At 28.8% G+C, this 12,239-nt stretch carries 13 protein-coding genes; 4 read left to right on the forward strand and 9 right to left on the reverse strand.

What is annotated here, in order from left to right:
* Positions 1-46: 46 nt before the first annotated feature.
* The 4 genes from QIA27_RS00800 to trxA form a co-directional block, all read right to left on the reverse strand.
* Entirely contained in the window at positions 47-2,017 is a 1,971-nt protein-coding gene (locus QIA27_RS00800; protein ID WP_301403442.1) for a tetratricopeptide repeat protein, read from the reverse strand.
* Positions 2,014-2,793, reverse strand: coding sequence for a hemolysin family protein (locus tag QIA27_RS00805; RefSeq protein ID WP_301403443.1), 780 nt, complete (start codon positions 2,791-2,793; stop codon positions 2,014-2,016). The genes QIA27_RS00800 and QIA27_RS00805 overlap by 4 nt, the downstream gene beginning before the upstream one ends.
* Positions 2,794-3,261, reverse strand: a complete 468-nt coding sequence (gene ybeY / locus QIA27_RS00810) for an rRNA maturation RNase YbeY (RefSeq protein ID WP_301386196.1) — start codon at positions 3,259-3,261, stop codon at positions 2,794-2,796.
* A gap of 84 nt (positions 3,262-3,345) precedes the next feature.
* The gene (gene trxA, locus QIA27_RS00815; protein WP_301386197.1) at positions 3,346-3,699 is read right to left on the reverse strand and encodes a thioredoxin; all 354 of its coding nucleotides are present in this window, start codon (positions 3,697-3,699) and stop codon (positions 3,346-3,348) included.
* A 72-nt stretch (positions 3,700-3,771) separates the two neighbouring features.
* Here trxA and QIA27_RS00820 point away from each other — a divergent pair, with 72 nt between their 5' ends.
* Positions 3,772-4,488, forward strand: a complete 717-nt coding sequence (locus tag QIA27_RS00820) for a 16S rRNA (uracil(1498)-N(3))-methyltransferase (RefSeq protein ID WP_301403444.1) — start codon at positions 3,772-3,774, stop codon at positions 4,486-4,488.
* Positions 4,489-4,519: 31 nt separating this feature from the next.
* Here QIA27_RS00820 and QIA27_RS00825 read toward each other — a convergent pair whose 3' ends face one another.
* The 5 genes from QIA27_RS00825 to QIA27_RS00845 are packed head-to-tail and all read right to left on the reverse strand — an operon-like array spanning position 4,520 to position 9,511.
* On the reverse strand, positions 4,520-5,527 hold the full coding sequence (locus QIA27_RS00825) for a PASTA domain-containing protein (RefSeq protein WP_301386199.1): 1,008 nt from the start codon (positions 5,525-5,527) through the stop codon (positions 4,520-4,522).
* A gap of 49 nt (positions 5,528-5,576) precedes the next feature.
* On the reverse strand, positions 5,577-6,524 hold the full coding sequence (fmt, locus tag QIA27_RS00830; protein ID WP_301403445.1) for a methionyl-tRNA formyltransferase: 948 nt from the start codon (positions 6,522-6,524) through the stop codon (positions 5,577-5,579).
* Positions 6,521-7,018, reverse strand: coding sequence for a peptide deformylase (gene def, locus QIA27_RS00835; protein WP_301403446.1), 498 nt, complete (start codon positions 7,016-7,018; stop codon positions 6,521-6,523). The genes fmt and def overlap by 4 nt, the downstream gene beginning before the upstream one ends.
* 31 nt (positions 7,019-7,049) lie before the next feature.
* Positions 7,050-7,736: a hypothetical protein gene (locus QIA27_RS00840; RefSeq protein WP_301403447.1), complete on the reverse strand. Its 687-nt coding sequence runs from the start codon at positions 7,734-7,736 to the stop codon at positions 7,050-7,052.
* Positions 7,733-9,511, reverse strand: coding sequence for an aminopeptidase P family protein (locus tag QIA27_RS00845; protein WP_301403448.1), 1,779 nt, complete (start codon positions 9,509-9,511; stop codon positions 7,733-7,735). Before QIA27_RS00845 ends, QIA27_RS00840 begins: the two co-directional genes overlap by 4 nt.
* A gap of 113 nt (positions 9,512-9,624) precedes the next feature.
* On the opposite strand from QIA27_RS00845, the gene QIA27_RS00850 reads away from it, so the two are divergent.
* The 3 genes from QIA27_RS00850 to QIA27_RS00860 are packed head-to-tail and all read left to right on the forward strand — an operon-like array spanning position 9,625 to position 12,230.
* The gene (locus tag QIA27_RS00850; RefSeq protein ID WP_301353371.1) at positions 9,625-10,515 is read left to right on the forward strand and encodes an HAD family hydrolase; all 891 of its coding nucleotides are present in this window, start codon (positions 9,625-9,627) and stop codon (positions 10,513-10,515) included.
* Positions 10,516-11,754, forward strand: coding sequence for an aminopeptidase (locus QIA27_RS00855; RefSeq protein ID WP_301353372.1), 1,239 nt, complete (start codon positions 10,516-10,518; stop codon positions 11,752-11,754).
* A gap of 14 nt (positions 11,755-11,768) precedes the next feature.
* Positions 11,769-12,230 carry a divergent PAP2 family protein gene (locus tag QIA27_RS00860; RefSeq protein ID WP_301403449.1) on the forward strand — a complete coding sequence of 154 codons (462 nt, stop codon included), beginning with the start codon at positions 11,769-11,771 and terminating at the stop codon, positions 12,228-12,230.
* Positions 12,231-12,239 lie beyond the last annotated feature (9 nt).

A 12,239-nucleotide genomic window follows, 5' to 3' on the forward strand; every position in this document is an offset into this window, starting at 1 on the left:
ATTCTTACTAGAATTATTAAATCATAAACTAATAACAAGTGTCAAACTATCTTTTTACAAGCACAGTGGCTCCTTCTTGAATACAATCCTTTAAAAATGTAGAAGATTTTACGGTGCCTCTAGCAATATAATCGCCTATATCCTCAATTAAAATCTCTCCCAAAATATCTGATCTTTTGTAAACAATAAAACTAGAATCTTTAGCATCACTATTTAAAGCACCTTCTTTAAGAATCAAAAAAACATCACCCTTTACAACACCGTTTACTTGGCCAAGATTAATAAGGGCATCGTCATTTTTAATTTGAAGGATCTTTCCTTTTTTAGGCAAATAATCATGAAAATCTTTAGAAAGGGAATTTAAAGCATTGCTTAAATAATTAACACCCCCCACATTATAAGAGAAAGAACCAACCTTAATCCCCGTTTTCCCCGAAAAAACATTCGCTACCAAAGTAGCTGTATTTTTTAAAATATCTGCCTTAAAATCAAAAATTAAAAATAAATCCAAATTATTATTTCTTGAATAAGAAAATCCTTCGGAAAAATTATTAATAAGATAGTCTTTATTTTTATTGTAATCAAAATTATAATTAACTATTTCTATGTTTAAATTGCGCTCAAGCACCCTTTCAGCACATCTTAATATTAAATCGTTTGCTCCAAAAAACTTATTCTCACTTTGAGTAAAAATAGCTATTTTATAAACCATCCTGTCATCGTAAAGCTTATTAAAATCAGCAATGCTTTTATATCCGTATTTATAAAATAAAGACTTTCTAACATCAAAAGACACAACATCATAAAAATCCAAAACTCTAGAATCAGTAGAATTTCTTTGTTTTACTAAATAAAAAAGCTGCTCATAAGCCATAATATCTAAATTCATAAGCTTGTATATTTTTGAAAGTAAAAACCTAGCACTATCATTATCAGGCCAAATATCAACAGCATTTTTTACATTAAACAATGCTTTGTTTAAATTTAAAGATTTAAAAGCTTTAAGCCCCTCATTTTCATAATGTTTAGAAATTTTAACATTGGAATTATTTTTCGAAAAATTTCTAAAATTAGATACAAAAAAACTCTCTTCAAGAGCAATATTATAAAATTCTAAATCTTTTTTAAGATTTTTAGCTCGCTCCAAATTTAAAATAGCTTTTTCAACATCCCCAAATTTTAAGTAAGAATACCCCAACAAATAATAAAGCTCATCAGAATCTTTATTAACCAAAATAGCTTTTTGTAATGTTTCTATTGCATCCTCATATTTAAATTCATGCAAATAAACAATCGCAAGCAACCGATATGCATCAACAACTCCAAGATCTTTGTAAGAACTTTCAATTAACGCTAAATAATTTAAAGCATACTTTTCAGCAAGTCCCAAATTATTAATGTTAATATAAAATTCAGCTACTCTTTTATGAAAATCTGGAAAAGATAAAAAATTTACCCTAACTTTATTTATCAAATGTCTAATCTTATCATGCATTCCTAACCTTTGATAAATATCAATAAGATGTTCAAACGCACTATAATTATTTTGACTATAATCAAGAATAGATAAGTAATAATTAGCAGCAGCTATAAATAATCCATTTTTTTCAAAAATTGAAGCAAGTCCAACCAAAGCATCAATATTATTCCTCTGTTTAACTAAAACTTCAGAATAGATTTTTTTTGCTTGATCAATTTTATTATTTTTTAATAATATATTTGCATAAAGAATTTTATATTCGGTGTCTTCGTTAGACATTTTATAAGCTTTCTCTATGAAAAATTGTGCTTGAGTATATATCTTAAGAGAATAATAAATTGATGCAATAAATTTATAGGCTTCATAATAATTAGGATTAATTTTTATAGCCTCAATAAGCTCATCAATAGCATCATAATACCTTTTAGATAAATAATACTCATGAGCCTTTTGATAATGCCCCAATGCTGTAGTTTCACTGCCCAACAAAACACCAAAATTAAAAAGGAATAATATTAAAAATCGATTAAAATTCATAAACCTTCCTTCTCGGAAATCTTTATAACCTTAATATTTCTTTGATGCATATTTTTAATCGAAAAAACCAAATTGCTATATTCAACCTTTTCATTTTTCAAAGGAATCCTCCCAAAAAGATCATAAACGAAACCACCAAGAGTATCAAAGTCTCCATTTGGCAAATTTAAATTAAGCTTCTCATTCAAATCCTCTATTAAAATTCTCGCATCGCAAAGATAAGACCCATCATCAAGACGAACTATTTCATCAAGTTCATTGTCAAATTCATCCTGAATGTCACCTACTATCTCTTCAAGAATATCTTCAAGAGTTACAAGCCCTGAAACCCCACCATACTCATCAACTACAATTGCTATATGAACATGATTTTCTTGAAATTCTTTTAAAAGAGAATCAGTTTTTTTGCTTTCAGGGACAAACATCACCTTTCGCATAATATCTTTTAAATCTATTTCATAGAAATCTTTTTTACACATATGCAATAGTATGTCTCTTGCGCGAATTATTCCAACAATATTGTCAATAGTACCATGATACACAGGAAATCTTGAATGAGTGCTAGATGTTACAACCTTTAAAAGGTCGTCCTTGCTCTTAGCATAATCAACAAATATAACCCCTATCCTAGGAATCATAATCTCTTTTACAATGGTCTCTTTAAGGGAATTGAAATTTTTTATCAAAGAAGTTTCAATATTCGACTTATCTTCAAGATCATTTTTTGGGCTTCCTTTTTTCTTTTTTTTGTTTTTAAAATTAAAAAATCCCAACATCTAAAATACCCTTTTATTTTTTCTTAAGATATTTTCTTGAAGAATCAACATACCTTCCTTTTTAAAATCATTAGTTTCATGTTTATATCCCATTAAATGTAAAATCCCATGAATAGTGACACGCTGAAGTTCTTCATAAATTTCAACATTAAACTCTTGAGAACTAAACTTTAAATATTCAAAAGATATTATAAGATCTCCTTGTATTTTATAATTTATACCATCACCCAAATCTTCGTTAAGTTCATTATGTTCATTATAATTAAAAGAAAGAACATCGGTTGGCTCATTCTTGTTTCTAAATTTACTGTTCAATTTTTGTATATAAACATTATCACAAAGAATAACTGAAAGTTCAAAATCACTAATAGAAAGAGCATGCAAAACAGATAAAATAAAATCATAAAAAATACTAAGATGCTCAAACTTAATATTTTCTACTAATAAATTCAAATCGGATTTTGACAAATTAACTATACCTTAGAATAATACATATATAACTTACAAATATGCATCAATTGCTATAGCAATTAAATTATTTTATTTTGCAAACTAAAAACCAAAAAAATCCTTAATTATATTTTCAAAAGCATCTTCTTGTAAAAAGCCAACAGAAACCTTTGGCTTGCCATCAACAGGAATAAAAAGAATAGTTGGAAGACTTTGCACTCCAAGTGCAGAAGCAACATCTTGCTCTTTTTCTGTATCTACTTTGAAAAAATCAATAATGTTGTTGTATTTTTTAGAAAGCTTTTCAAAAATCGGAGAAAGCATTTTACATGGGCCACACCAATCAGCATAAAAATCAATTATTGCAGGCCTTTCGCCTTTAAAACTCCACTCCTTATTATTCTTATAATCAAAAACTTTATCAACAAAATCTTGTTTGGTTAAAGAAATAGCCATATATTTACATGCCCCCCTATCGACTTAAAATTATATCACAAATACAATATTAATAATAAGGAATTATAAGAAATGAATCTAATGTTAATAACTTTTAATGAATTTAAAACAGGAATTTCACTCAATGACACTAGAGCAGAACATTTGGTTAAAATCTTAAAATTAAAAGATAATGACAAATTTAAATTTGGCATTCTTGGAGAAAAAAATATTTACCATTGCGTTTACAAAAAAGATAAAAAACTATTTTTTAAGAAAATCTTTAAAATAGGAGAATCTAATAAACTTAAAAAATTAAATGTGCTAATTGGAATGATAAGGCCAATTGTTGCCAAGAGAATCATAAAAGAACTTGCTAGCATTGGAATATACGAAATAATTTTTTTTAACACTGAGCTTACTGAAAAATCATATTTAAATTCTAAAATCTTTAAAAACAATGATTACGAAAAACATTTAGTAGCCGGAGCAATGCAAGGGGGAGTAACACACTTACCAAAAATAAAAATTATGAAAAATTTAAAAGACAGTCTTCAATATATTAAACAAGAAAATTTTGAAATAAAAATATTGCTTGAAAAAAATAGCAAAAACAACTTAATTAATATAGAACAAATACACAATGCAACCATTATTGTGGGACCCGAGAGGGGGTTTACAGAAAAAGAAAAACAATTAATAACGCAATATAATTTTTCCTCTTACAGTATATCCCCAAACATTCTAAGAACAGAAACAGCCATAATCGCCGCATCTATCATTACTGCATCAAAACTAATTAATATTTGATTTTATGTTAAAAACTTTTTATCATTTTAAGTCAATTTATAACCGTTTGGTTAATAAGCTTATCATAAATATAAAGTTCAATCATAGAGCCTTTATAAGCTTCATAGGGCAATTTAATCAACCCTCCTTTTGACTTAAAGGAATAAATCAAAGAATTCTCACCGTCCAAACCTTTTAACCTAACGGATATATCAACATAAGATGGATGTTGCTTTAATTTATAAGTCAAAATTCCAAAAACAATATTATTGTCAACCTTAGGATTTGCAATAGTGATTAAAATTTTATCTGATTCATTTATTTTAGTTCCAGCTGGAATAGACTGAAAAACAATATTTCCAAAATCATCTGTATTCGCCAAATCAATATCAAAGCTAATACTATCACTTAAAAGAGAAGCAATCGCATCTTTATAATAAATTCCAATATAATTTTTAACATGTTTGTCCAAGCGATCTTTACCCTTACTAACTAAAAATTGAAGATCTGTTAAACTTGATATTTGACTACCTGGCAATGGATTTTGACGAATTATTATGCCCTTTGGCAATTCACTCTCAACTTCAAGAGGCTCAACAATATGGTAAAGTAATTTAGAATTATCAAAAGAATTGGCCTTTAAATTAATGATAACATCGTCAATGTTTTTGCCAATAAAACTATCAACTCTGTTTATTATAGCTCCTTTGCTAATGAAAATTATAACCTTATTGCCATTCCTTAAAACAGTTCCTGGTTTTGGACCCTGCTCTATCACTTTTCCTTTGTCAAGAGAGCTTGAAGAAAATTTAAATTCAATGTGCGGAATCAACTCTTTTCTCTGCAATTCAATAATAGCATCTTCAATAGTAAGAGAATAAAGATTTGGAACAACTACAATCTCCTTGTTTTCTAAAACCATAAAAAAAATCGCAAAAGAAACAATTAAGGACCCAAAAATAACTAAAAGTAATGCCTTGATTGTAGTTTTAGGCAAAATTGGCACTTCATTATTACAATTTTTGCCGCTCTGAATCAGATCTAGTTTATTTTTAAACAATTCCTCTTCATTAGAAAATTTATTTTCTAGATTGTCATTATTATTAAAACTAATATATCCCCCCTATTGAAGAAAACACTTGTCCTATTAATTGCCTACTCCCATTATAAAAAGATTTAAAATCCAAAACCTTTTTCCCGGGTCTTTGAACTTCTAAGAGCAAAAGAATCCCTTCTCCGGTATTAACAAATAATCCTCTTTCAGGATTAAAATCAACAATTTCTCCTACTTTTTTCTCTTTATATAAATCTATTTTTAAAAAATCAGATCTATGAAAAATAACGTCACCATAATCAAGCCTAGCTCTCACAAGTGGCCAAGGATTGCATGCATTAATCCTGTTTTTAATCTCAAATGCGCTTAGATTAAAATCTATAAATCCCGTTTCTTTTTTTAAAAAAGAACAAAAAGTAGCTTCACTCGATTTTTGAGGAATTCCTAAAAACCCCTTGCCAACTTTTTCCAAAGCTTCTAACACAAGGCTTGGACTAAGGCTTGAAACAAGCTTTAAAATATCATAACTTGTATCATAAGATCTTATTTCAAATTTTTTTTGAACTAAAATATTGCCACTATCCATTTCCAAGGCCATGCTCTGAATAGTAATACCGCTAACAGAGTCTCCATTTAAAATTGCAGATTGAATTGGAGAAACGCCTCTATACTTGGGCAAAAGAGAAGGATGAACATTAATACACCCATTCGGGAAAATATCCAAAAATTCTTTTTTAAATATTTTGCCATAAGAAAAAACCAACATTAAATCTGGATTTAAATCTCTAATTAAATTTAATGTATTGTCATCAAGAATCAAGGGATCAAAAACTTTAATATTTTTAGCAATAGCCTCCATCTTTATTACATTTTGACTTAACTTTTGTCCTCTGCCCTTAGGCTTATCGGGCAAAGTCAAAACCCCCACCACTTCATAATGCTTTACAATTTCCTTGAAAACTTCTAAAGCAATAGAAGAGGAGCTTACAAAAAATATTTTCATCTCGCCTTAAGACCTCTTTCTCTCATATAAGGCTTTAACAATTTATTTTTTATCCTTTCTTCGTAATAATCAATAAAAAGAACTCCATTCAAATGGTCTATTTCATGCTGAATAATTCTTGCCAAAAAATCAGAATTTTCTATAGTAAAAGATTTTCCATTCTCATCATAAAAATTTACCACAATAGCCTTAGGCCTCATTAAATCATAATAAACTCCCGGTATACTTAAACATCCTTCTTTGTAGGAATTAAGCTCATATGAAGTCTCTGTAATCAAAGGATTAATAAAAACCAAAGGCCTTGCCATTTTATTCTCTCTAACTACAAAAAGTGACAAATCAAGGCCTACCTGAGGAGCAGCAAGCCCAACTCCACCACTAATATCCATCAATTTTATCATCTTTTTTGCATAATCTCTAATTTTATCATCAATATTATCTATTTGTTTTGTCTTAACACGAAGCAAATCATTAGGATAAAATACCATTTCCATAAAACTCATCCCCCTTTCAAACAAAAAACGCTCATTTTATTTTTCCAAAAAGCTTCCATTCCTCATTTCCCAATAATGAAAAATAAATATTACCGATCCTGGACTTGGGAATAGCATAAAGCTTGTTTTCATCAATATCTTTAAAAACTAAAAATTCTTTAAGATCTGTATCAAAAAGAACAAGCTTTCTGTCTTTACCGTCAAACTTTAATCGCCAATCACCTTGTAACGTTTTATAAAAGAAGATCCTATCATTAATAGTATTAATTTCATAATTTTTTTGCTCTTTTAGAAAGCTTGTTGATTTTATAGACCCCATAACATAGTTCAAAAAATTCTTATCAAATTGAATACTACTCAAAGCGGTTCCTGCATAAGCTGCCTTTATTTGCTCATTTTTAGAATCTACAAAAAAAATAGTTGGACTTTTTTGTAGATTAATTTTATTAAAAATTTTATTATTCTTATCTATAACTAAAAAAATATTTTTTCTAGATACCGTGCGAACAATCTCATCATTTCTAAAAGAATTTAAAAAATCTTTTATTAGATTTTCTTTAATATCTCTGCCAACCAAAATTAAAACATTTTTATCCAATTCTTGAGCTTTTTTAATTGCAATCTCATAAGAACTCTCAAAAATAATATCTTCCGTTAAAGAAAACAAGTTTAAAAATCCCTGATTTAAAATCATTAAAAATGCAATTATAAATCTCATATTTTACTTGTAAGCTTTGCTAAAAATTCCAACTCCCCTTCATCATTAAAATGCTCTTTTAAAGTCAAAAATATACATTCATGATAATTATTGATATAGTTTAACTCATCTTCCGAGAGCATTTCTTTTACTATTAATTCTTTTTCAAAGGGAACAAGAGTTAAATTTTCAAACTCTAAAAAAGATCCAAAGTCATTTGTCAAAGCTTGCCTTACAAAAACTAAATTTTCAATCCTTATCCCATGACTAAATGTTCTATAAAGCCCAGGCTCAATCGAAACTACCTCAGATCCTTTAAAAGGATAATTAGAATTAGGACTAATAGAAGCTGGAAGTTCATGAACATTGAGAAAAAATCCAACACCATGTCCCGTGCCATGAATAAAATTTAACTCATTTTTTAAAAGCGGCAATCTACAAATTCCATCAAGAAAAGCCCCGGAAGATCCATATGGAAACTTTAAAGAGGCAAGACTAATGAAAGCCTTAAGAACCAAAGTATAGTCATGCTTTTCTTCACTAGAAGCATTTCCTATTAGAAAAACTCTTGTAACGTCTGTTGTACCAAGTCCAAAATACGAACCCCCAGAATCAATTAAAAGAAGGCCATTAGAATTTATTTTTTTGCCTCTTTTGGGCTTATAATGTGGAAGAGCACCATTTTCCTTGAAACCAACTATTGAATCAAAACTAGAGCTAAAAAAATCTTTATTTAATTTTCTAAAATGTAAAAGCATATCAGCAATGTCCATTTCATCTAATTCAGCCAATTCAGCCTTACTTAGACTTTTAAATTTAAGTAAAAATTTAATCAAGCCAATAGCATCAATAACATGGGCTTCTTTCATCTTAAGAAGTTCATAATTGGTTTTTACTACCTTAAGATTGCTTACAATACTTTCCCCCAAAATAACATTAGCCTCACCAAGAACTTTCAAAACCCTAACATTAGTATAAAATGAAACAAAAAATTTACCTTCATTCTTTATTTGATTCAAGAAGCAATAAAAATTACCGTAAGGCTCTATTTCAAAATTATCCATTTCAAGCGTTTCTTTAACACTTGAATCAAGTTTTTTCGTATCAATAAAAAGAACGTTTTTTCGGTCTTTATTCCTAGATATTAAAAGAAACGAATAAAACAATGCAGACTGCTTAACATCTGAACCTCTTAAATTCAATATCCAAGCAATTTCATCAAGAGCAGTAATAACATAAAAATCTGCTAAATTTTTTTCTAAAATTGGAAAAGTAGATTTGATTTTTTCAGCTCTTTTATTATTCTTTTCAGCATCAATCAATTCAACTATATTACTAAACTCAAGCTGAGGTCTAGATTCCCAAATTAAATCAATTAGATCTTGATTTAAAACCTCGACATGTGTATTTTTACATTTTTCAGACAACTCTTTATAAAACTTTATACTAATCTCGTCAGAGTAAATTCCAAGCCTTGATTCTTGAAGATTTGAATTTATATACGTAAAAATATCAGGTGATCCTTTTACTCCAAGCTTTATTAATTCAACTTCAGTACCCTTAAGCTCTTGATCGGCTTGTAAAAAATATCTACCATCCGTAAAAAGGGCAGCTTTGGACAATGTTACAATTACCATTCCAAAGCTACCAGAAAAGCCTGTAATAAACTCGCGAGTACTATACCTTTCATGAGAATATTCGCTAAAATGAGGATCATAACCTGCTACCAAATAAGCATCAACTCCATTTTCCCTCATGTGCTTTCTAAGCAAAGCTAATCTTTTATTAATATCCAAAAAAATCCCCTTTATAAACTCTACTAGTAGTAGTATACCAAATAATTATCAATTTAAAAATAAAAAATTATTTGATATAATTTAGCTTGAAATTAACTCCTAAAGGATAAAATATGAAAAATATTAAAGCAGTTGTCTCTGATCTTGATGGCACTCTTTTACTATCAAAAAGCTATATTGGAGCATTTACAGAACTTGTAATCAAAAAATTAACAAAAGAAAAAAAGAAATTCATAATAGCAACAGGAAGAAGTAAAAATGAAATCATCCAAATTACAAAAAAAATAGATCAACTGCAAGCTTCATTTTTCATTACATTAAACGGAGCAAAAGTCTACAACCAAGAATGGAAATTAATAAAAAGTCGCAATTTATCTCCTGAAGTAGTAAAGAAAATTTTAAATTTAAGAGATAAAAAGTTTAGTCACATACCTCATTTTTTACATAAAGCAGATCAATACGACGACCAATTAAATATTGATATCAAGACTAAAATTGCAATGGATAAATGCCAAAAATTAAAAAAAGAATCTAATATCTTAAGACATGAAATAGTCAGTCCAATCAGTAAAATTCAAGAAATTAAAGACTTTAGCGAGCTTGAAAATTTTGAAAATGTTGCAAAAATAGTATTAGCTGGCAAAGAAGAAAGCCTAATAGAATATGAAGTAATGATTTTAGAGAAATACAGAGGAGAAATAAATGCATACCTTTCTACTCCAAATTCACTAGAAATTGTAGATCATAAAGTTTCAAAAGGAAATGCATTAAAAGAAGTTCTTAAAACTATCAATATTGATTTAAGCGAAACCATAGCTTTTGGCGATGGATTTAATGATACTGATATGTTAAAAAATGTAAAAAAGGGATTAATAATGGGAAATGCAAATTATAGATTAAAAGAAATGCTATCTTACTTAGAAGTAATAGGAACAAATGATGAAGAAGCTGTTGCAAATTACATTAATGAGAATGTTTTAGAAGAACCTATTCAGGAGGAATAAATGGAGAAAGATTTAATAAAATATGCAGAACTTATAATTTTAAAGGGAATTAATTTACAAAAAAATCAGTGTGTTTTAATTCAAGGATCAATCGAAAATTACAATTTTTTAAGAATATTAGCAAAAAAAGCTTATGAACATGGGGCTAAATATGTCAAGCTAAATATTAAAGACATTGATATTTTAAAATCAAGATTAAAATTCTCAAAAGAAAAAAGCTTAGAATTTATTCCAAATGCCGAAAAGGCCTTTTTAGAAGAAATGGTTCAAGACAAATGGGCAAGAATAAGCGTCGATGATACAGAAAATTTTGAAGACTTAAAAGAAAGCATTGGTCAAAAAATGTCAATTTATCAAAAAGCCTTAAGTTTGGCAAGCAAAACTTTATCGCAAGCAATAATGAGTAACGAAATAGCTTGGTGTGTTGTTTGTTCACCAGGTCCAAAATGGGCTTCCAAAGTTTTAAATAAAAAAGAAGAAAATAAAACCTTAGAAGAATTTTTCAAAATACAAAAGAAAATATTGTTACTTGACAGTGAAAATCCAATAGAAAAATGGGAATCCCATGGAAAAAAACTTCACAAAAGATGTAACATATTAAATGAACTTAACCTAGAAAAAGTAATTTTTAAAAACGAAAAAACAAACTTAGAAGTATATCTGCTTGAAACTTCTCTATGGACAGGCGGAAGCGAAAAAATCAAAGGAACAGAAATAGAATTCAATGCCAACATGCCGACAGAAGAAGTTTTTACAACTCCAAACTATAAAAAAACAAAAGGAATTGTGTATGCCACTCGCCCTGTCATGGTGCTTGGAACACTAATATCTGGAATATGGTTAAAATTTGAAAATGGAAAAGTTGTTGACTTTGGATGTGATGATGAGAAACAAAAAGAAATATTAAAATCACACATCGAAACCGACATACAAGCAAAATATATAGGAGAAGTAGCACTAGTTGATAGCAGCTCCCCTATTTATCAAAGCAATCTTATTTTTTACAGCACATTATACGATGAGAATGCAAGCTGCCACATAGCGCTGGGAGCCGCATATCCATCTTGCTTAAGTAACGAAGAAGATTTAAAAACCGACACCGATAAACTAACTTACGGATGCAACGTTTCATTAATACACACAGATTTAATGATTGGAAGCGACGACTTAAATGTCATTGGAGTAGGAAAAAATGGAAAAGAATACACAATAATAAAAGCTGGCAAATTCACAATATAAAAGGAGGTTTAATAATGATAATGGCATTGCTTACCAATGATCTTTTTTTATCTTGCCTTATATCAGGAATTTCTGCTCAAGTTATTAAATATGGCGTCCAAACCGTAAAAACAAGAAAGTTAAAACTAACTCCAGTACATCTTTTAAAAAAAATTTTTCTAGAAACAGGAGGCATGCCAAGCAGTCATTCATCAACAGTTACTGCTCTTTCAACCTCAATTGCACTAACTGAAGGAATAGGTACAAATTTTATAATAGCTCTTGCCTTTGCCCTTATTACAATAAGAGATTCTTTCGGCGTAAGATATATGTCTGGGGTTCAGGCAGAATATTTGAATGCATTATCAGAAAAATTAAAAAAAGAAATAAAAATTGACACAACAAAAATAAAAGTAGTCAAAGGGCATAAAAAGAAAGAGGTTCTAACGGGCATAATAATAGGAATATTCTCTGCATATATTGTATGCTACTTATAGCATAGGAAA

The organism is [Borrelia] tanukii (assembly GCF_030439725.2).
In the GTDB taxonomy this organism is placed as follows: Bacteria; Spirochaetota; Spirochaetia; order Borreliales; family Borreliaceae; genus Borreliella; species Borreliella tanukii.